At 31.4% G+C, this 19,861-nt stretch carries 25 protein-coding genes and 1 riboswitch; of the genes, 22 read left to right on the plus strand and 3 right to left on the minus strand.

From position 1 onward, the window contains the following. Window position 1 precedes the first annotated feature (1 nt). From LG295_RS06955 to gcvPB, 11 genes are all read left to right on the plus strand, one after another. Complete coding sequence (locus tag LG295_RS06955; protein WP_107531900.1) at window positions 2-625, plus strand: MBL fold metallo-hydrolase; 624 nt, start codon at window positions 2-4, stop codon at window positions 623-625. A 97-nt stretch (window positions 626-722) separates the two neighbouring features. Beyond that, a complete protein-coding gene (gene comGA / locus LG295_RS06960) occupies window positions 723-1,697 on the plus strand; it encodes a competence type IV pilus ATPase ComGA (protein ID WP_404475541.1) in 975 nt (324 codons plus the stop codon). After that, a complete protein-coding gene (gene comGB / locus LG295_RS06965; protein ID WP_325999120.1) occupies window positions 1,669-2,736 on the plus strand; it encodes a competence type IV pilus assembly protein ComGB in 1,068 nt (355 codons plus the stop codon). Before comGA ends, comGB begins: the two co-directional genes overlap by 29 nt. A 19-nt stretch (window positions 2,737-2,755) precedes the next feature. Next, window positions 2,756-3,073, plus strand: a complete 318-nt coding sequence (gene comGC / locus LG295_RS06970; RefSeq protein ID WP_107531903.1) for a competence type IV pilus major pilin ComGC — start codon at window positions 2,756-2,758, stop codon at window positions 3,071-3,073. Further along, the gene (gene comGD / locus LG295_RS06975; protein ID WP_404475543.1) at window positions 3,051-3,497 is read left to right on the plus strand and encodes a competence type IV pilus minor pilin ComGD; all 447 of its coding nucleotides are present in this window, start codon (window positions 3,051-3,053) and stop codon (window positions 3,495-3,497) included. Before comGC ends, comGD begins: the two co-directional genes overlap by 23 nt. Continuing rightward, the gene (locus LG295_RS06980; protein WP_107558884.1) at window positions 3,484-3,783 is read left to right on the plus strand and encodes a hypothetical protein; all 300 of its coding nucleotides are present in this window, start codon (window positions 3,484-3,486) and stop codon (window positions 3,781-3,783) included. The genes comGD and LG295_RS06980 overlap by 14 nt, the downstream gene beginning before the upstream one ends. Beyond that, the gene (gene comGF / locus LG295_RS06985; protein ID WP_404475545.1) at window positions 3,755-4,192 is read left to right on the plus strand and encodes a competence type IV pilus minor pilin ComGF; all 438 of its coding nucleotides are present in this window, start codon (window positions 3,755-3,757) and stop codon (window positions 4,190-4,192) included. Before LG295_RS06980 ends, comGF begins: the two co-directional genes overlap by 29 nt. A gap of 206 nt (window positions 4,193-4,398) precedes the next feature. After that, window positions 4,399-4,872, plus strand: a complete 474-nt coding sequence (locus LG295_RS06990; RefSeq protein ID WP_107558588.1) for a shikimate kinase — start codon at window positions 4,399-4,401, stop codon at window positions 4,870-4,872. After that, window positions 4,869-4,975: riboswitch (glycine riboswitch) on the plus strand. (Overlaps the previous gene by 4 nt.) Before the next feature lie 82 nt (window positions 4,976-5,057). Then, window positions 5,058-6,149 carry a glycine cleavage system aminomethyltransferase GcvT gene (gene gcvT / locus LG295_RS06995; protein WP_107558583.1) on the plus strand — a complete coding sequence of 364 codons (1,092 nt, stop codon included), beginning with the start codon at window positions 5,058-5,060 and terminating at the stop codon, window positions 6,147-6,149. A gap of 17 nt (window positions 6,150-6,166) precedes the next feature. Then, entirely contained in the window at window positions 6,167-7,519 is a 1,353-nt protein-coding gene (gcvPA, locus tag LG295_RS07000) for an aminomethyl-transferring glycine dehydrogenase subunit GcvPA (protein ID WP_404475547.1), read from the plus strand. Further along, window positions 7,506-8,984, plus strand: coding sequence for an aminomethyl-transferring glycine dehydrogenase subunit GcvPB (gene gcvPB, locus LG295_RS07005; protein ID WP_318832847.1), 1,479 nt, complete (start codon window positions 7,506-7,508; stop codon window positions 8,982-8,984). Before gcvPA ends, gcvPB begins: the two co-directional genes overlap by 14 nt. Before the next feature lie 180 nt (window positions 8,985-9,164). Here gcvPB and LG295_RS07010 read toward each other — a convergent pair whose 3' ends face one another. Beyond that, window positions 9,165-9,551 (minus strand): rhodanese-like domain-containing protein, encoded by a 387-nt coding sequence (locus LG295_RS07010; protein WP_107531604.1) that lies wholly within the window; start codon window positions 9,549-9,551, stop codon window positions 9,165-9,167. A gap of 172 nt (window positions 9,552-9,723) precedes the next feature. On the opposite strand from LG295_RS07010, the gene LG295_RS07015 reads away from it, so the two are divergent. Then, on the plus strand, window positions 9,724-10,554 hold the full coding sequence (locus LG295_RS07015; RefSeq protein ID WP_107531605.1) for a biotin/lipoate A/B protein ligase family protein: 831 nt from the start codon (window positions 9,724-9,726) through the stop codon (window positions 10,552-10,554). Window positions 10,555-10,691: 137 nt separating this feature from the next. Here the strand turns inward: LG295_RS07015 and LG295_RS07020 are convergent, their stop codons facing one another. Together LG295_RS07020 and LG295_RS07025 are read right to left on the minus strand one after the other, a co-directional pair. After that, window positions 10,692-10,913: an SA1362 family protein gene (locus tag LG295_RS07020; protein ID WP_107558585.1), complete on the minus strand. Its 222-nt coding sequence runs from the start codon at window positions 10,911-10,913 to the stop codon at window positions 10,692-10,694. Window positions 10,914-10,935: 22 nt separating this feature from the next. Further along, complete coding sequence (locus LG295_RS07025; protein ID WP_318832848.1) at window positions 10,936-11,523, minus strand: hypothetical protein; 588 nt, start codon at window positions 11,521-11,523, stop codon at window positions 10,936-10,938. A 103-nt stretch (window positions 11,524-11,626) separates the two neighbouring features. Between LG295_RS07025 and LG295_RS07030 the strand changes: the two genes are divergently transcribed. The 10 genes from LG295_RS07030 (at window position 11,627) to ahrC (ending at window position 19,858) form a co-directional block, all read left to right on the plus strand. Next, window positions 11,627-12,685 carry a M24 family metallopeptidase gene (locus LG295_RS07030; RefSeq protein WP_404475550.1) on the plus strand — a complete coding sequence of 353 codons (1,059 nt, stop codon included), beginning with the start codon at window positions 11,627-11,629 and terminating at the stop codon, window positions 12,683-12,685. Between the two features lie 28 nt (window positions 12,686-12,713). Continuing rightward, a complete protein-coding gene (gene efp / locus LG295_RS07035) occupies window positions 12,714-13,271 on the plus strand; it encodes an elongation factor P (RefSeq protein WP_017724564.1) in 558 nt (185 codons plus the stop codon). 562 nt (window positions 13,272-13,833) lie between these two features. Further along, a complete protein-coding gene (accB, locus tag LG295_RS07040) occupies window positions 13,834-14,325 on the plus strand; it encodes an acetyl-CoA carboxylase biotin carboxyl carrier protein (RefSeq protein WP_107531609.1) in 492 nt (163 codons plus the stop codon). Beyond that, the gene (gene accC / locus LG295_RS07045; RefSeq protein WP_017724562.1) at window positions 14,325-15,683 is read left to right on the plus strand and encodes an acetyl-CoA carboxylase biotin carboxylase subunit; all 1,359 of its coding nucleotides are present in this window, start codon (window positions 14,325-14,327) and stop codon (window positions 15,681-15,683) included. The genes accB and accC overlap by 1 nt, the downstream gene beginning before the upstream one ends. Before the next feature lie 12 nt (window positions 15,684-15,695). Continuing rightward, window positions 15,696-16,058, plus strand: a complete 363-nt coding sequence (locus tag LG295_RS07050; protein ID WP_107531610.1) for an Asp23/Gls24 family envelope stress response protein — start codon at window positions 15,696-15,698, stop codon at window positions 16,056-16,058. Window positions 16,059-16,188: 130 nt separating this feature from the next. Continuing rightward, window positions 16,189-16,575 carry a transcription antitermination factor NusB gene (gene nusB, locus LG295_RS07055; RefSeq protein ID WP_017724560.1) on the plus strand — a complete coding sequence of 129 codons (387 nt, stop codon included), beginning with the start codon at window positions 16,189-16,191 and terminating at the stop codon, window positions 16,573-16,575. 14 nt (window positions 16,576-16,589) lie between these two features. Continuing rightward, window positions 16,590-17,927, plus strand: a complete 1,338-nt coding sequence (gene xseA, locus LG295_RS07060; protein ID WP_107531611.1) for an exodeoxyribonuclease VII large subunit — start codon at window positions 16,590-16,592, stop codon at window positions 17,925-17,927. Further along, window positions 17,920-18,165, plus strand: coding sequence for an exodeoxyribonuclease VII small subunit (locus LG295_RS07065; protein ID WP_107558587.1), 246 nt, complete (start codon window positions 17,920-17,922; stop codon window positions 18,163-18,165). Before xseA ends, LG295_RS07065 begins: the two co-directional genes overlap by 8 nt. Next, window positions 18,158-19,042, plus strand: coding sequence for a polyprenyl synthetase family protein (locus tag LG295_RS07070; protein WP_107531612.1), 885 nt, complete (start codon window positions 18,158-18,160; stop codon window positions 19,040-19,042). Before LG295_RS07065 ends, LG295_RS07070 begins: the two co-directional genes overlap by 8 nt. 363 nt (window positions 19,043-19,405) lie before the next feature. Then, window positions 19,406-19,858, plus strand: coding sequence for a transcriptional regulator AhrC/ArgR (ahrC, locus tag LG295_RS07075; protein WP_017724556.1), 453 nt, complete (start codon window positions 19,406-19,408; stop codon window positions 19,856-19,858). The last annotated feature ends 3 nt before the right edge of the window (window positions 19,859-19,861 follow it).

Below are 19,861 nucleotides of genomic sequence, written 5' to 3' on the forward strand. Positions count from 1 at the left end.
AATGAAAATTTCGAGTCTATCTTTAGGTCTAGTCGAAACAAATGTATATTTTATAGAGAATGATACAAGTGTCATTTTAGTTGATCCAGCTAATGATAGCGATTTAATTATTAAGAAGTTAAATCAAATTAATAAAAAATTAGTCGCTGTATTACTTACTCACGGCCATTTTGATCACATTGGCGCTCTAGATGACATTATTGAAAAATACGATGTGCCTGTATTTATGCATAAATCGGAATTTGATTTCTTAACAAACACAACTAAAAATGGTTCAGAAAAATTCAAACAGTATGGATTACCTAATGTTATCAGCCATGCAACACCACAACCACTTGAAGAAGGCGATGCAAATGTAGCAGGTTTTAATTTCAACGTATTACATACTCCTGGTCATTCCCCAGGAAGTTTGACGTTTGTCTTTAATGAGTTTGCTGTTGTGGGTGATACTTTATTTAAACAGGGTATAGGTAGAACTGATTTATATAAAGGTGATTACGAAACATTAGTTAATTCAATATTAGATAAATTATTCGAATTAGATGATGATTTACCTTTATTCCCAGGACATGGTCCGTATACTACAGTAGAAGATGAACAAATGAATCCATATTTACATGGGTAAATAGCGTAGGATTAAATTTCTGTAGTAATATGAACGAAACAAAATAAAAGTAATTTTCACACCTCTTACGTGTATATATGTAGGAGGTGTTTTTTTATTGAAGCTATTGTTTAATAGTATGATTGAAAAGGCAATTAATAATGATGCATCAGATATACATTTTATTCCTGCAGATAAAGAAGTTATGATTAAATTTAGAATCCGTGATGATTTAAAATCAATAGAAACATTGCAATTAAATACGTATTTGAAATTACTAACCTATATGAAATACCAAGCTGGACTAGATGTCTCTAAACACAACGTTGCTCAGAGTGGTAGATATATTTATAAATTAAAACAAATTTACTTCCTTAGAATATCAACGCTTCCTTTATCTCTAGGAAATGAAAGTTGCGTTATTAGGATTATTCCGCAATATTTTCAAAAGCATAAAAATAACCAGAACATAACGCATTTATATAATCTAATAAACAAAAAACAAGGATTAATTTTATTGAGTGGACCTACTGGCTCTGGAAAAAGTACGTTAATGTATCACATGTTATCTTATGCGAAAGAACACTTAAACTTAAATATAATTACAATTGAAGAACCTGTTGAACAATTAATAAATGGCATAACGCAAATTTCATTGAATGAAAAGGCAGGGATAAATTATGAAAGTTCTTTTAAAGCAATATTGCGATGCGATCCAGATATTATTTTAATAGGTGAGATAAGAGATGCAAATGTAGCTAAATATGTGATACAAGCCAGTTTAAGCGGCCATTTAGTACTTACAACAATTCATGCCAGTAATTGCAAAGGTGTGATATTAAGGCTGCTAGAAATGGGTATAACAGTCCAACAGCTTATACAATCAATCATTAGTATATTAAATCAAAGGCTTATTACTACTAAAGAAGATAAAAGGGAACTTGTATATGAACAGATGACTAGAGAAGATATTTATCACTTCTTTAAAAACAGTTATACATTACCCAAAGATTTCCGTAACTTATCTTATAAGTTAAACAAAATGTCAAAAGAGGGGATGATATGTGAAACATCGATGGAACGTTATCTCTAAATTTTATCCTTTTACAATATTAAGTGAAAAGGACAAAATTAATTTGCTATCAAAGTTAAAAGACTTACTGGAACATGGTTTTACTTTAAGTGATTCATTTGATTTTTTACTACAACATACCAAGATCAGGTCGCTAGAAATCAAATCATTAATTAAAGCGGAATTAAGACATGGTGCTGATTGCTCTCAAATTCTTAAATTACTAAAGTATCCTAAATCAATTATTATGCTAATTTATTTTGCTGAGATGTTTGGTGATTTAACAGAGACATTACCACATGCTAAAGCGTATTTAATACGTAATTATAAGATTAAACAACGTTTACTTAAAACAATACAATATCCTTTACTTTTACTTTCTATATTCATCATTATGCTCATTGTTCTTAATCATACTATTATTCCAGAGTTTCAAAATTTATATCATAATATGGGAGTAGAAATTACTTCAGTACAGCGAGACCTAACTTTTATAATAGTAAATCTACCTTCTTTCATTTGGTATTTTTTTATTGTTGTTCTGATAACTCTGGTACTATTTTGGTTGTTATATATAAAGCTCTCTGTACATTATAAATTAAAGTTAATGTTATCAATGCCCATTGTTTCAAAATTCTTTAAGCTTTATAAAACTTTTCGTTTGTCTTCAGAGTTTTCGCTATTTTATAAAAATGGAATTAGTCTACATAAAATTGTTGAAATTTATTCTGAGCAAAAAGATGATAGTTATTTAAATTATTTAGCATACGTGCTCTCAAGTGGTACACAGAGAGGTTTGAAATTGAGCGAAATTCTAACAAAATTATCATGCTTTGAGGAGGATCTAGTTATTTTTATAGAAGAAGGTGAGAAAAAAGGACGGCTTGAAGTGGAATTAAAATTATATAGTGAAATCATTATTGATAAAATTCAACAATCAATGCAATTCATAATCAAATTTATACAGCCATGTATATTTTTAGTAATAGCTATTATGATTGTGTCATTATATTTAGTCATCATGTTACCAATGTTTGATTTAATGCAAACAATAAAATGAAATGAGGGTTCAATAATATATGAAAAATTTTAAATATAAGTTTAACAAAAAGGCATTCACACTCATTGAAATGTTATTGGTTTTACTAATAATAAGTTTGTTATTAATATTAATTATACCTAATATAGCTAAACAATCTTCACACATACAAACTACTAGTTGTGAAGCACAGCTTAAAATGGTAGATAGCCAAATTGAAGCTTATAGCTTGAAATTCAATAAGAAGCCAACTACTATGGAAGAACTCGTTAATGAAGGTTATATAAAAGAGAATCAAAAACGATGTAAATCAGGCGCATTAATATCTATCAATGATGGTGAAGCAGTTGCAAGTTAGTCGAGCATTTACTTATATTGAAATGTTATTTGTATTGAGCATTGTAAGCTTGCTTGTTTTTTTACAAATGCAACGACTATCTTTTAACAAAAATGACTTAACTTCACCACATTCAAAGATTAATAACTTAATAATGCAATTTAATTACTTAAAATCAAAAGCAATTAAAGATCAACAATCTATCACATTAATATTCAATGATTTTTCAACTCAAATTCGTGTAAAAGAACAACATATGCAGAATTCTACTATCGATTTACCTCAAAATACCTACATACATCCTCGTACAAATTTAAATTATATAAACTTAGACAAAAATGGTGACGTAAACAAATTTGGTTCTTTATATCTAAGTATTGATAAATCTTTATATAAAATAATATTTCATATAGAGAAAGGCCGCTTAAGATATGAGAAAGTATAATTTACAAGGTTCATTATTTATAGATGCGCTTTTATCTTTTTCAACAATAACCTTGATATGTATTTTATTTATCCCTCTAATGTTACAACTTTCCAAAGAAGTCCAAAATAAAATAATCGATATGGAGATGAAACGGGTTATACTTAGCTCTTTATACCGACATGACAAATCTGCTCTTAAAAAGGGTATGGATTTAAATATTTATCATCTAAAACTAAGTAATCAAAAAATTTGCATAACAAGAAAAGGAACTAAATATGAAAAATGCTATGGTAAAAAAACTTAAAGCGTTTACGTATGTCGAAGTATTATTTGCATTATTCATTACGATATTGATATTTACAATATTACCTTCATTATTTAAAACAACGCACTTTATCGAAGCGCAATTATCAAATCAAACTAATTTAGATTTAGAATTTTTTGCTGTTGATTTAACACGTGACTTGTTAGCAAAAAATTTCCAAATTATAGTAAGTGATGTACGTAAAAGTAAAATAGTCATAAAAAATAAAGATATTATTTATGAATTAAAAAATAACAAGATAATCAAAAGTATAAACGGTAAAGGAAATATAACATTATTAAACAATGTGAAATCAGTAGAATTTAAGGTTGTAAATTATAAGACGCTGAAAGTTAATTTAAACATAATTGAAAAAGGACATTCTTATGAAAAACAACTATATATTTAATTGTAATGCCTACATCTATCCTTTTGTGTTGGTAGTATTTATGCTATATTTATCTTTAATTACAATTTATGTATTTCAAATTGGCATACAATTAAAAACATTAGATAATATAGAGAAATATTATGAAAACCAAATTAATTTATTTATGAAGAAGGAAGATATTTTTGAATAACATTAAAATAGAACCATTGATATTAATTGGATTTATGGGAACTGGTAAGACAACATTAGGTAAATATCTTTCAAAGCATAATCAACTATCCTACGTTGACTTAGATGCGTACATAGTAGAACAAGAAGCTCGATCTATCCCAGATATATTCGAACAAATAGGGGAAGTGGGTTTTAGAGAATTAGAATATAAGTATCTAAAAGAATGTATCAACCATTATCATATTATTTCGACCGGCGGAGGTATTATTGAAAGCGATCAAACATTCGACTTTTTAAAACTACAAAAGCGAGTAATATGGTTAGATTGTGACTTGAATGTTGTTTACAACAGAATCAAAAATGATAGCAATAGACCTAATGCAAACAATAAATCACTTTTTGAATTAAAAAGCTTGTATTCCTCAAGGGTTTCAAGATATAATGAAATCGCATTCATAAAATTAAATAGCAGTAAATCTCTAAACTCACTACAAAGTGAGATTATGGAAGAGATTATTTGCGAATGATCAGTATTGGAGAGAATGGTTAGTTATATTATTTATAACTTTAATCCATCGCCGAAGGTGCAAGTTTAACGAAACTCTCAGGCAAAAGTATAATACTGTGACGCATTCCTGGAGAATTTAAACAGGGTAGCTTAGTCTACTCTGTTTTTTTTTATATATTTACTTAAACAATAGGAGGTTTCTTCATGTCCAATGAACTGAAAAAAACACCGCTTTATCAAACTTTTATAGATAGTGGTGCTAAAATCGTAGAATTTGGTGGATGGGCTATGCCAGTCCAATTTTCAAGTATTAAAGAAGAACATAATGCTGTTAGAACAGAAATCGGTTTATTTGATGTAAGCCATATGGGTGAAATTCTGATAAAAGGTAGTGAAGCTGCGCAACTAGTACAATATTTGCTATCTAACGATACTGAAAATTTAACTACAAATAAAGCTCAATATACTGCACTGTGTAATGAAAATGGCGGTATTATTGATGATTTGATCACATATAAATTAGATGAAAACCAATATTTATTAGTAGTAAATGCTGGTAATACAGATAAAGACTTTGCTTGGATGAAAGAGAAAGCTGAAAAATTCGATGCTGAAGTAGTTAATGTTTCGAATGATTATGGTCAATTAGCAATTCAAGGGCCCAACGCGCGTAATTTAGTTCAACAACATGTTGATATAGAAGTATCCTCAATGAAACCTTTCGAATTTAAACAAAATGTAGCGTTTTTTGGGAAAAACGTAATTTTATCACAATCAGGATATACTGGTGAAGATGGTTTTGAAATTTACTGCGACGCTGATGACACACCTTATTTATGGAAGAAACTAATAGAACATAAAGTTGTGCCATGTGGCTTAGGAGCAAGAGATACACTAAGATTAGAAGCTGGTTTACCATTACATGGTCAAGATTTAAGTGAAGAAATCACACCTTATGAAGCTGGAATCGCATTTGCTGCTAAACCATTAATTGAAGCTGACTTCATTGGTAAAAGTGTTCTTAAAGAACAAAAAGAAAATGGTTCGAAACGTAGAACAATAGGCTTAGAAATGATTGAAAAAGGGATTCCTAGAACTGGTTATAAAGTGTTGGATTTAGAAGGTAATCAAATTGGAGAGGTTACTTCGGGTACTCAATCACCATTAACTGGTAAATCCATTGGTTTGGCTCTAATTAATCGTGATGCTTTTGAAATGGGAAAAGAAGTGTTAGTTCAAGTAAGAAAGAGACAAGTTAAAGCAAAAATTGTTAAGAAAAATCAAATAAGTAAATAATACAAAGGGGTGTTACTGTGAGTCATCGTTATATTCCATTAACAGAACAAGATAAGAAAGAAATGTTAGATACTATAGGTGCAGAATCAATTGCAGAATTATTCGGTGATGTACCAAATGACATATTATTAAATAGAGAGCTAGCTATTCCAGATGCAGAAGCTGAAACTACGTTGACCAAACGCTTAAGTAGAGTCGCAAGTAAAAATATCACTAAAGAAACGCACACTTCATTTTTAGGTGCAGGCGTATACGACCATTACGCACCAGCAGTAGTAGATGCGATGATTTCTCGTTCGGAATTCTATACTGCATATACACCTTATCAGCCAGAAATTTCACAAGGTGAACTACAAGCAATTTTTGAATTCCAAACTTTAATTTGTGAATTAACGGACATGGATATTGCAAATTCATCTATGTATGATGGCATTACAAGTTTTGCTGAAGCATGTATTTTAGCGTTTAATCAAACGCGCAAAAATAAAATTGTAGTTTCTAAAGGTTTACATTATCAAGCCTTACAAGTTCTTAACACATATGTGAAAACACGTGAAGTATTTGAAGTCGTAGAAGTTGATTTAGATGGTACTATTACTGATTTAGAAAAGTTAGAAGCAGCTGTAGATGATAATACAGCTGCAGTAGCTGTTCAGTATCCTAACTTCTATGGTTCAATTGAGGATTTAGAGAAAATCCAATCGTTTATTGAAGGCAAAAAAGCTTTGTTTATTGTTTATACTAACCCACTAGCATTAGGCTTACTTACACCTCCAGGTAGTTTTGGTGCGGATATTGTAGTAGGAGATACACAACCATTTGGTATACCTGCACAATTTGGTGGGCCCCATTGTGGTTTCTTTGCTACAACTAAAAAATTAATGCGCAAAACACCTGGGCGTTTAGTGGGTCAAACCGAAGATGCAGATGGGCATCGTGGTTTTGTTTTAACATTACAAGCTCGTGAACAACATATACGTCGCGATAAAGCTACTTCAAATATTTGTTCAAACCAAGCATTGAATGCATTAGCTTCCTCAATTTGTATGTCAGCACTAGGAAAAGAAGGTATTTATGACATTTCAGTACAAAATTTTGAAAATGCAAACTATGCCAAGGAACAATTTAAACAAGTTGGTTTAGAAGTGTCTACTGGAACTTCATTTAATGAATTTGTAGTGAAATTCGATAAACCTGTTAAAGATATTAATGATGCACTTATACAAGAAGGAATCATAGGCGGTTTCGATTTAAGTGAACTAATAGAAACCTTTGAAAATCATATGTTAGTTGCTGTAACAGAATTGAGAACAAAAGATGAAATTGACACATTTGTTAAGAAAGCAGGTGAATTAAATGGTAGTAAGTAAATCAAGTCCATTAATTTTTGAACGTTCTAAAAAAGGTCGTTATGCGTATTCGTTACCAAAAAAAGAAATAGATAATGGTGCTGTTGAAAAATTACTAGATGAAAAATATATTAGAAAAAATAAGGCAGAACTACCAGAAGTTGCTGAATTAGATTTAGTGAGACATTACACAGAGCTTTCAAATAAAAATTTTGGTGTAGATTCAGGATTTTATCCATTGGGTTCTTGTACTATGAAATATAATCCAAAAATAAATGAAAAAATTGCTAGAATTCCTGGATTTGCAGAATCACATCCATTACAAGATGAATCGCAAGTTCAAGGATCTTTAGAAATTATTCATAGTTTACAAGAAGAGTTGAAAGAAATCACTGGTATGGATGAAGTAACGTTACAACCTGCTGCTGGTGCGCATGGTGAGTGGACAGCATTAATGATTTTTAAAGCATACCATCAAAAAAACGGAGAAGGTCATCGTGATGAAGTTATTGTTCCTGACTCTGCACACGGCACCAATCCAGCTTCAGCTGCGTTTGCAGGCTTTAAGTCTGTAACAGTTAAATCAAATGAACGCGGAGAAGTAGATATTGATGATTTGAAACGTTTAGTTAATGATAAAACAGCTGCTATCATGTTAACTAATCCTAATACTTTAGGTATTTTCGAAAAAAACATTATGGATATTCGTAATATCGTTCATGAAGCCGGAGGATTATTATATTATGATGGTGCAAATTTAAATGCCATTATGGACAAAGTTAGACCAGGTGACATGGGATTTGATGCAGTTCACTTAAACTTACACAAAACATTTACAGGCCCACATGGCGGCGGTGGCCCAGGCTCTGGCCCAGTAGGTGTAAAAAAAGAACTTGCGAGCTTTTTACCTAAACCAATGGTTGTCAAAGAAAATGATATTTATAAATATGATAATGATATAACAAATTCTATAGGGCGCGTTAAACCATTCTATGGTAATTTTGGTATCTATTTAAGAGCTTATACTTATATTCGTAGTATGGGGAACAAAGGACTTGAAGAAGTATCTGAAGCTGCTGTATTAAATGCCAATTATATTAAAGCGAGACTGAAAGAACATTTTGAGATTCCTTACACTCAATATTGTAAACACGAGTTTGTCTTGAGTGGATCTAAACAAAAAGAACAGGGCGTTCGTACACTAGATATGGCTAAACGACTATTAGATTTCGGAGTACATCCACCGACAATTTATTTTCCACTTAATGTCGAAGAAGGCATGATGATTGAACCGACTGAAACTGAGTCAAAAGAAACGCTAGACCACTTTTGTGATACGATGATTCAAATTGCAAATGAAGCTAAAGAGAACCCGGATATTGTATTAGAAGCGCCACATACAACTATCATTGATAGGTTAGATGAAACCAAAGCAGCAAGAAATCCAGTATTAAAATTTGAAAACTTACGTTCAGAAAAAGAATAGTTAGTTTACACTTTTACACGTTTATATTGAATTTTCCTTTTATATATAAACACTTAAAGATCGGACTGGTATAAAACCAGTTCGATTTTTATGCAAATTAAAAAGCGTGGTCAACTTTAATTGTTGACCACGCTTTTATTTTAAATATTCACTTTATGTCTTTAATTTTGAGATATAAAGTTATTTTTTAGATTTAATTTTGCCAGTCCATTTTTTATATCCACCTTTTAACATGTAGATATCTGTGTAGCCGTTTTTCTTTAATATTTTTGCTGCACGATAACTGGCAATGCCATTCGCATCACAAAGATAGATAGGTTGGTCTGATCGTAAACCTTGATATCTTTGTTTAAACATTGTAATTGGAATATTACGTGCACCATTGATGTGTCCGTAATCATAATCCACTTTTTCTCTTACATCAATAACTTGAGCTTTGCGCAAACCATCATGGAACTCATTTTGGTTTAATTCTGTGACTGCTCTTTTATTAAGAAGATAATTGATTAGCATGTAAGCGATGATAATTATTAATACTGCTAAAGGTATAAACCAAAAGTTACTCATCTTGCATCCTCCCTAATTAACCGATATTATATATTATAAGACTGTTAGCGCAATTTATCAAAATATTTTTCTCACGATAAATAGTTATTGCTGACAAACTTGAACAATTATTGAAAACGATAACACAAAATCGCTGTTATCACAATTTAATTTAGCGATAGGAGTTTTGAAAGTGACAGAAACATGGAATTTTATAAATACTGGTAGCAAAGACCCATATTTTAATATGGCAATGGATGAAGCTTTACTTAATTTTGTATCTAGAGGAGAGATAGATCCAGTAATTAGGTTTTATACATGGGACCCTGCGACTTTATCAGTTGGTTATTTTCAAAGGCTAACTAAAGAAATAGATATTGAAAAGGTGAACGCTAAAGGTTATGGTCTTGTACGCCGTCAAACTGGCGGTAGAGGTGTGTTACATGATAAAGAACTGACATATAGTGTTATCGTTCCAGAATCACACCCTGAGATGCCTTCTACAGTTACTGAAGCCTATAGAGTTATTTCAGAAGGATTACTAGAAGGGTTTAAACATTTAGGATTTGATGCTTCATTTGCTATTCCAAAATCAAAAGAAGAAAGAGCAAATTTAAAACAACCAAGAAGTGCAGTTTGCTTTGATGCGCCTAGCTGGTATGAACTAGTTGTAGAAGGGCGTAAAATTGCTGGAAGTGCTCAAGTTCGTCAAAAAGGAGTTATCTTACAACATGGTTCTTTGCTACAAGATGTAGACGTAGACGATTTGTTTGATATGTTTGTTTTTAAAAATGATCGTCTCAAAGATAAAATGAAGCAAGCATTTGTAGAAAAAGCTGTAGCAATTAACGATATTTCAGATCGCCATATTAGTTTAGAAGAGATGGAAGAAGCGTTTGAAATAGGTTTTAAAAAAGGTTTGAATATTGACTTTAAGCCACTAAAGCTCAATGAAAAACAACAAAATGAAATAAATGAGTTAATTGATAAATATAAATCTGATGAGTGGAACTATCGTAAATAGTTTAGTTTTAAATTGCTCACTCGATATTTAAAGTAGCAACACATATCAAGATATTTTGAATAAGTGTAAATTATAAAATAAATCCCCGAAAAGATTATCTTAAAATAGATATCTTTTCGGGGCTATATATATCCATGTTACTTTTTCTTTCTATTTTGTTTTTTATACTTACGTTGCGCACGTTTGTATTTACGCTGATCCTCAGTTAAGAAGAAGAAATAGTAAATGGCGTATATAATACCACCGAAAATGGCTAAGCTAATGACCATTCTTACAAAACTGAAAATAAAGGCATCAAGATTGAGTACTAATCCTACGACGGCAATTGCGATAACGATATAAAATATTGCTTGTTTCACCTAAAACACTCCTATGTGATTGTTAACTTTGACTATCTTTAATACTGATGACTGATAAAGCTTTTTGACCTTTTTGAATCTTCTTCTTATCTTTAGCATCGTAACCCTCTTTAATATCACTAAATGCTGAATTTAAGTCTTTGTCTAATTTAGTTATATTTTTATTTTGGGTTTTATCTTCGCTATCCATTTTTTCTTTATCGACATCATTTTTATATGTCGTAAAGGCGGTATCCATTTTATTTTTTAGTTCTGCAATTTTATCTTGTACTTTCTTATCACCTTTGTTTTTTGATACATCACTTTCGATTGCATTATATTGGTCAATTAATTTAGCGATATCTTGATAATATGTAGAAGACGCTTTTAAATTAGCTGCTTTCTTTTTATTACTTTTCGCTTTGCCAATGTCTTTCTTATCTTTCTCTAGAGCTGCAATTTTATTTTGTTCTTTACTAATTTCTTGTTTTAATTCTTGAATGTTCCCCTTTAACTTATGGTTTTCATCGCGAAGTTTGGTCGTCTTTTCTTCTAAAGGACCAAGGTTTTGACTTCCGCAACCAGCAAGTACACATGAAGCACATAAAATAGCCACTATTTTTTTCTTCATAACTCTCTCCTAATTCAAAAACTATAAATTCATACAATAATTATGCTATCATTTTAATGTATAAAAAGAAAATGTACAAACTTATTGTGTAGGAGGATGACAAATGACAAGAATTGATAAATTAAATACTGCTATAGAAGCCAAACATTTAGAAGCAGTGGTAGTACTATCTGACTTTAACAGACGTTATTTATCCGGTTTTACTGGTACAAGTGGTGCGTTAATTATTACGAAAGATCATAACTTATTGCTAACTGATTTTAGGTATATTGAACAAGCGACTGCGCAAGCCCCAAAATTTGAAATCATCAAACAAGAAGGTAGTTTAATTGATGAAGTCAAAAATCAACTTGAAAAATTAGATGTGCAAAATGTTGGATTTGAAGGAAACTTAGTCAGCTATGATACATATCTTCAATTGAGCAAATCATACATTAGTTTGATTAGTATTTCAGGAATGATAGAAAAGATACGTGAAGTTAAAGATGAATCAGAGATTGAATTAATTCAAAAAGCAGCAGATATCGTCGATGAGGCATACGAATATATTTTAACTGTCGCAAAAGCTGGTATGACTGAACAGCAACTAAAAGCAAAATTAGAAAGTAAAATGTTAGAACTTGGTGCAGAAGGAACTTCATTCGAAACAATTGTAGCTTCTGGTGAACGTGGTGCGCTACCTCACGGAGTTGCTAGTGACAAAGTTATCAATTCAGGGGAATTAATTACATTAGATTTTGGTGCATATTACAAAGGATATTCATCAGACATCACTCGTACATTTGCAATAGGTGAACCTGATCCAAAACTTAAAGAAATATATAATATTGTATTAGAGGCGAATCAAAAAGGCATTGACGCCGCTAAAAAAGGTATTACTGGTAAGGCATTAGATACTATTGCTAGAGATTATATCACTGAAAAAGGTTATGGCGAGGCGTTTGGCCATTCACTTGGTCATGGTATTGGATTAGACGTTCACGAAGGCCCTAACCTTTCTAGAAAATCTGAGACGCCATTAGATATTAATAACTGTGTTACAATTGAACCCGGTATATATATAGATGGATTGGGTGGCGTTCGTATTGAAGATGACATTTTAATTAAAGAAAATGGCTGTGAACGCTTTACTAAATCTTCCAAAAACCTTATTATTTTATAGAAGACCTTATAATTGAGGAGGAAACTGAATGATTTCGGTTAATGATTTTAAAACAGGCTTAACAATATCAGTAGATAATGGCATTTGGAAAGTTTTAGATTTCCAACATGTTAAACCAGGAAAAGGTTCTGCATTTGTACGTTCTAAACTACGTAATTTAAGAACTGGTTCGATCCAAGAGAAAACATTCAGAGGTGGCGAAAAAGTAGAAACTGCTATGATTGAGAATCGTCGTATGCAATATCTATATGCCGATGGAGATACGCATGTTTTCATGGATAATCAAACATTTGATCAAACGGAGCTACAAGGAGATTATTTACAACACGAATTAAATTTCTTAAAAGCAAATATGGAAGTTCAAATTCAAACATACGGTAATGAAACACTTGGTGTTGAATTACCAAAAACAGTTGAACTTGTAGTAACAGAAACTGAACCAGGTATTAAAGGCGACACAGCAAATGGCGCTACTAAATCAGCTACAGTTGAAACAGGATATACATTGAATGTACCTTTATTTGTCAATGAAGGAGACACACTTGTAATTAATACAGGTGACGGCAGCTATATTTCTAGAGCCTAACATTTTATTATTTAAAAACGATATGTAATAAAAGTGATGAGCAAAAACCTTTCCGATTTATAAATTGGAAAGGTTTTTATGGTTATTATGAATATAAAAGGTTATATTAGATAATATAATGTTTATGAATACTATAAATTCTATAATTAAAATGTTAAATTATAAATGTTTAACTTTATATTTAATGTTTAGCCTAATAATTATTAAGCGTATGACACTTTGTTACATATCGATTTGTATCTGAACATAAAGAAGTGGATTAAACAACTGTCACCAAATTATAATAGTTAATGATATCTAAATTATAGCGATGTAATTTACTTATAGATACGCGAAGCTAAATATTGCGACTTAATGTGCAATATATTTCGCTTTCTTTTGTTAAAATCAGAAATCACATCATCTCACTCAAAAAATTCAGATTTCAGCACGCTTATAGGTATATAGAACACGATAAAAGTTAATCAGTTTATTATAGAAAGTATGTATATGCTTGAATTGAACATATCACTAAAGTAAAATAAACAAGGTAAATGAAAACAATCTGAAGGAGTCAGTATTTATGAATTTTAAAGAAATTAAAGAATTGATAGAAATTCTTGACCAATCTAGCTTGACTGAGATTAATATTGAGGATAAAGGCAATATTGTAAATTTAAAAAAAGAAAAAGAAACTGAAATTATAACACCTCAAATTTCACAACAACCGATGCAACAAATAGCACCACAACAAGGCGTGGCATCAACTCCTGCAGGAACACAAGGTGCTGATGAAATTAGCACGAATAGTAATGCAAATACTAATACGGCAGAAGATAACTTGCAAACAATTAATGCGCCAATGGTTGGTACGTTTTACAAATCACCGTCACCAGAAGAAAGTGCCTACGTTCAAGTTGGAGATTCTGTAACAAATGATTCAACTGTATGTATATTAGAAGCTATGAAACTATTCAATGAAATACAAGCCGAAGTCAGTGGTGAAATTGCTGAAATCTTAGTAGAAGACGGTCAAATGGTAGAGTATGGCCAACCGTTATTTAAGGTAAAATAATGAATAAAATTTTAATAGCAAATAGAGGGGAAATCGCTGTAAGAATAATTCGTGCATGTCATGATTTAGGTTTACAAACGGTCGCAATATACTCAGAAGGAGATAAAGACGCTTTACATACTCAAATTGCTGATGAAGCATACTGCGTCGGGCCAACACAATCTAAAGATTCTTATTTGAATATCCCAAACATTTTATCTATAGCAACATCAACAGGGTGTGACGGCATTCACCCTGGATATGGTTTCTTAGCAGAAAACGGTGATTTTGCTGAATTATGTGATGCATGCCAACTTAAATTCATTGGCCCAAGCTTTGAATCTATCCAAAAAATGGGTATCAAAGACGTAGCTAAAGAAGAAATGAAACGCGCTGAAGTACCAGTTGTTCCTGGTAGCGAAGGGCTTGTTTTAAATATTGAAGACGCGAAAAAAATTGCAAATCAAATAGGCTATCCAGTTATCATCAAAGCTACTGCAGGTGGCGGTGGTAAAGGTATTAGAGTTGCTCGTGATGAAAAAGAATTAGAAACTGGTTTCAAAATGACACAACAAGAAGCCGAAACCGCTTTTGGTAACAGTGGTCTATATTTGGAAAAATTCATCGAGAACTTCAGACATATTGAAATACAAATAATGGGAGATAGTTATGGCAACGTGGTTCATTTAGGTGAACGTGATTGTACCATTCAACGTAGAATGCAAAAACTTGTTGAAGAAGCGCCTTCTCCAATATTAACTGAAGAAAAAAGACAAGAGATGGGTAATGCTGCAGTAAGAGCTGCAAAAGCAGTTAATTACGAAAATGCAGGTACGATTGAATTTATATATGACTTAGATTCAAATGAATTTTACTTCATGGAAATGAATACACGAATACAAGTTGAACACCCTGTTACTGAAATGGTTACAGGCGTAGACTTAGTTAAACTACAATTAAAAGTTGCGATGGGTGAAAAATTACCATTCAAACAGAAAGATATTAAAATTGAAGGACATGCGATGGAATTTAGAATTAATGCTGAAAATCCATATAAAAACTTTATGCCTTCACCAGGGCAAATCACGCAATACTTGGCTCCAGGTGGATTTGGCGTAAGAATTGAATCTGCATGTTATACTAATTATACAATTCCTCCATATTATGACTCTATGGTTGCAAAACTTATTGTTCATGAACCAACTAGAGATGAAGCAATCATGACAGGTTTACGTGCATTAGGTGAATACCTTGTATTAGGTATAGACACTACGATTCCTTTCCATGTCCGTCTATTGAACAATGATATTTTTAGAAGTGGGGAATTTAACACTAATTTCTTAGAAACATATAATATTATGGATGATGAATCTAATTAGGGGGTAAGTGAAATGGTCAAAGTATCAGAGTCCACACATTCCAATTTAGGGAAAATTGAGATTGCGCCCGAAGTTTTAACAATTATAGCAAGTATTGCAACATCTGAAATCAAAGGCATTCAAGGTCATTTTAAAGAGTTAAAACATACTAGTATTGAAAATATAAGCAAGAAACAATTAAGTAGAGGTATAAAAGTAGATACAAGAGAAGATGGCATTTATATAGATGTCTATTGTACTTTGTCCTATGGAATTAATATCTCAGAAACAGCTAAAAAAATACAACAGGCTATATATAATTCATTAACTACAATGACCACGATTGAACCAAGTCAAATTAATGTCCATATCACGCATATCGAACCAATAAATTAAAATTAAATAAAGCAAATTTACTTTATAAATACATTTTGTATACAACTGAAATAATCATTGATTTATAAAACGTATCGTATTTCTATATACAAATGATTTACAAATAACACTATGCTTAAGGGAGTTTATAATGAGTCGTAAAGAATCGAGAACACAAGCTTTTCAAACTCTATTTCAGCTTGAAATGAAAAATAATGAATTAACTATTGATGAAGCGATAAGTTTTATTAAAGATGATAATCCTGATTTAGAATTTGATTTTATCAACTGGCTAGTAACTGGTGTGAAAGATCATGAATCAGTCTTAGATGAGAAAATTCAACCACATTTAAAAGATTGGACTTTAGATAGATTGTTAAAATCTGATCGCATTATTTTAAGAATGTCTACTTATGAATTGTTAAATAGTTCAACACCACAAAAAGTAATCATCAACGAAGCTGTGGAATTAGCCAAACAATTCAGTGATGATGATCATTATAAATTTATAAATGGTGTATTGAGCAATATTGAATAAAAGAGTGATATAACATGGCAGAATATTTAAGTGTTTCTACACTTACAAAATATATAAAATATAAATTTGATCAAGACCCACATTTACAATCTGTGTTGATTAAAGGGGAACTTTCTAATTTTAAAAAACATAGTAGTGGCCATCTCTATTTTAACGTCAAAGACAACAATAGTGTTATTAGTGCCATGATGTTTAAAGGTAATGCTTCGAAAATTGATTTTGATCCTAAAGAAGGTGACGAGGTACTTTTAGAGGCACGTGTATCCGTATACGAACGCCGTGGGAGCTATCAAATTTATGTCAATAAAATGCATTTAGATGGTGTTGGTAATCTATATCAAAGATTAGAACAACTGAAGAAGAAACTTACTAAAGATGGTTATTTTGATCAAAACAATAAGAAACCTATACCTAAGTTTCCCAATAAAATTGCAGTGTTAACAGCAGGTACAGGTGCAGCCATTAGAGATATTCACACTACAATCAACAGTAGATATCCTTTAGCAGAACAAATCCAAATCAACACGCTAGTACAAGGTGAACAAGCGAAAAACGATATTATAAAAAACATACAACATGCCGATGATATGGGTGTAGATACTATAATTATTGGACGAGGCGGAGGTTCTATTGAAGACTTATGGAACTTTAATGAGGAAGATGTAGTCAAAGCAATATACGCATGTACTACACCTATTATTTCAGCAGTTGGTCATGAAACGGATTTCACGCTTAGTGATTTTGTTGCAGATGTTCGTGCAGCTACACCAACACAAGCAGCAGTTATGGCTACACCAGATCAATTTGAATTACGCCAATACTTGCAACAAACCAATTTGTCGCTTACTCGTTTTATAAAACAACATTTACAGCAACAAAGAAAGCATTTACAACATGTATCATCGTATTATAAATTTCAAACACCAACATTATTGTATGATCAACAAATTCAAAAACGTGATGATTTAGAAAAGCAACTTAACCTATCGATGAATTTAACAATCAAAAATCATCAACAACAATTACAATTATTATTGAATAAGTTTAACCTTAAAGGTTTTAAACAAAATATCAATAGAGAACAAATCACAAATGCTCAAAAGCGTGATGATTTAAATAAAGTTATGAATAACTTTATTCAAAATCAAAAAAATAATCTAGCTAGAAAATTAGAAAGTCTTAATAATTTGAGTCCTACAAATACGATGTTGCGTGGTTATACAATCGTTAATAAGGATGACAATGTTATTACAAGTACTAGTGATTTAGCTGAGAACGACAACATAGTATTAACAATGAAAGATGGCGTTGTTGATGCTCAAGTTAAGAAGGTAAGGTGTAATGATGAGTAATAGTAATGCACAAAGTTTCGAGGAAATGATGAAAGAGTTAGAAAATATAGTGCAAAAACTTGATAACGAAAATGTATCTTTAGAAGAATCTCTGAACTTATATCAACGTGGTATGAAATTATCAGCAACTTGCGATGAAACGTTAAAAGACGCTGAAAAGAAAGTCAACGAATTAATGGCAGATGAGCATACTGATAATAATGACGATGTCGTGAAGGAAGATAATGAAAATGAATAAAAAGATGGACAACTTAACAGCGGAAGTTAACCAACTATTATCCGAGACGATCCCGAATTCAGATTTAAATACAAACTTAGAAGAAAGTATGCGTTACTCATTAGAAGCTGGTGGTAAGCGAATCAGACCAGTGTTATTACTATTAACTTTAGAAATGTTATCTAGTGATTATAAAGCTGGGCTTTCTTCGGCACTTGGCTTAGAAATGATTCATACCTATTCTTTAATACACGATGATTTACCACCAATGGATAATGATGATTATCGCAGAGGCAAGCTTACAAATCATAAAGTGTTTGGTGAGTGGAAAGCAATCTTAGCCGGCGATGCACTTCTAACTAAAGCATTTGATATTATTGTTAATGATGAAGCAGTTAATGATACTGCTAAAATCAAGTTAATTAAGCGTTTAGCTTTTGCTAGTGGTCATTTGGGTATGGTTGGAGGTCAAACTCTTGATATGCAAAGTGAAGGCGAAGGTGCCAAAGTGAATATCGACACACTCGAACAAATTCACAACGCTAAAACTGGTGCGTTACTTAAATTTGCAGTGATGGCTGCAGTAGACATTGCTAAGCCAGAACAAAATGTTGCTAATGCATTAGAAACATTTAGCGAGCATTTAGGATTAATGTTTCAAATCAAAGATGATTTATTAGATGTATATGGTGACGAAACGAAATTAGGTAAAGCCGTAGGCAGTGATATTGATAATGATAAAAGTACCTATGTATCACTATTAGGACAACAAGGTGCCGAAGATAAAATGACATATCATACACAAGAAGCTTATGAATGTCTAAATCAATTACCAGAACAGTACAATAAAGAAAACTTGACTTATATTATTGAGTTATTTAATAATCGCGAATCTTAATGCGTTCTTGTTGAGAGCGAGAATAAGAAATCACTTATCTAATTTTGATTTCTGTTCCCGCTCTCTTTTTATTATAAAAAATGTACAATATACGCTTCGTATTTTAAGAGATTAAACTTTATTTTGAAAACAAGGACGATTTTTATTTATTAGAAATCACATACTATTCAATAATTATTCATCACTTTCATAATATACACCATGATTTAGCAATCATTCAAATGTACTTTAATTTGTGATTTTACCTTTAATATGCAGAGTTATCGTTTTCACATAAGTAAAATTCCAACTATCTTTAGTAGTAGTATTTATATGCATGTGTTAAAATAAATGTATAAATATTCGTTTATAGAGGTGCTATACATGGCTAAAAAATCAGTAAGACATATTAAAATTAGAGAAATAATTTCAAACGAAAAAATCGAAACACAAGATGAATTAGTAAAAAGATTAAATGAGTATGAGTTAAACGTTACTCAAGCTACAGTTTCTAGAGACATCAAAGAATTACAATTAATAAAAGTCCCCACGCCAACAGGACAGTATGTTTATAGTTTGCCAAATGATAGAAAATATCATCCTCTAGAAAAACTGGGCCGTTATTTAATGGATTCATTTGTAAATATAGATGGCACTGGTAACTTATTAGTTCTAAAGACATTACCAGGAAATGCGCAATCAATCGGTGCAATCTTAGATCAAATTGATTGGGAGGAAGTTTTAGGTACTATTTGTGGTGATGATACTTGCTTAATTATCTGTAGAGATGAGTTAGCAAGTGAAAAAATCAAAACGCGCATCTTTAATTTATTATAAGTG

It is taken from the genome of Staphylococcus pseudoxylosus (assembly GCF_044794325.1).
Classification (GTDB): domain Bacteria; phylum Bacillota; class Bacilli; order Staphylococcales; family Staphylococcaceae; genus Staphylococcus; species Staphylococcus pseudoxylosus.

Coding starts and splice junctions, on each gene's coding strand:
- LG295_RS07010 (WP_107531604.1), bottom strand. CDS start 9,551: ATGAGTAACTTTTGGTTTATACCTTTAGCAGTATTAATAATTATCATC.
- LG295_RS07065 (WP_107558587.1), top strand. CDS start 17,920: ATGAGTAATAGTAATGCACAAAGTTTCGAGGAAATGATGAAAGAGTTA.
- LG295_RS06980 (WP_107558884.1), top strand. CDS start 3,484: ATGAGAAAGTATAATTTACAAGGTTCATTATTTATAGATGCGCTTTTA.
- accB (WP_107531609.1), top strand. CDS start 13,834: ATGAATTTTAAAGAAATTAAAGAATTGATAGAAATTCTTGACCAATCT.
- LG295_RS06990 (WP_107558588.1), top strand. CDS start 4,399: ATGGGAACTGGTAAGACAACATTAGGTAAATATCTTTCAAAGCATAAT.
- comGC (WP_107531903.1), top strand. CDS start 2,756: ATGAAAAATTTTAAATATAAGTTTAACAAAAAGGCATTCACACTCATT.
- nusB (WP_017724560.1), top strand. CDS start 16,189: ATGAGTCGTAAAGAATCGAGAACACAAGCTTTTCAAACTCTATTTCAG.
- comGD (WP_404475543.1), top strand. CDS start 3,051: ATGGTGAAGCAGTTGCAAGTTAGTCGAGCATTTACTTATATTGAAATG.
- gcvPB (WP_318832847.1), top strand. CDS start 7,506: ATGGTAGTAAGTAAATCAAGTCCATTAATTTTTGAACGTTCTAAAAAA.
- ahrC (WP_017724556.1), top strand. CDS start 19,406: ATGGCTAAAAAATCAGTAAGACATATTAAAATTAGAGAAATAATTTCA.
- LG295_RS06955 (WP_107531900.1), top strand. CDS start 2: ATGAAAATTTCGAGTCTATCTTTAGGTCTAGTCGAAACAAATGTATAT.
- gcvT (WP_107558583.1), top strand. CDS start 5,058: ATGTCCAATGAACTGAAAAAAACACCGCTTTATCAAACTTTTATAGAT.
- efp (WP_017724564.1), top strand. CDS start 12,714: ATGATTTCGGTTAATGATTTTAAAACAGGCTTAACAATATCAGTAGAT.
- xseA (WP_107531611.1), top strand. CDS start 16,590: ATGGCAGAATATTTAAGTGTTTCTACACTTACAAAATATATAAAATAT.
- comGF (WP_404475545.1), top strand. CDS start 3,755: ATGAAAAATGCTATGGTAAAAAAACTTAAAGCGTTTACGTATGTCGAA.
- LG295_RS07030 (WP_404475550.1), top strand. CDS start 11,627: ATGACAAGAATTGATAAATTAAATACTGCTATAGAAGCCAAACATTTA.
- accC (WP_017724562.1), top strand. CDS start 14,325: ATGAATAAAATTTTAATAGCAAATAGAGGGGAAATCGCTGTAAGAATA.
- LG295_RS07025 (WP_318832848.1), bottom strand. CDS start 11,523: ATGAAGAAAAAAATAGTGGCTATTTTATGTGCTTCATGTGTACTTGCT.
- LG295_RS07050 (WP_107531610.1), top strand. CDS start 15,696: ATGGTCAAAGTATCAGAGTCCACACATTCCAATTTAGGGAAAATTGAG.
- LG295_RS07070 (WP_107531612.1), top strand. CDS start 18,158: ATGAATAAAAAGATGGACAACTTAACAGCGGAAGTTAACCAACTATTA.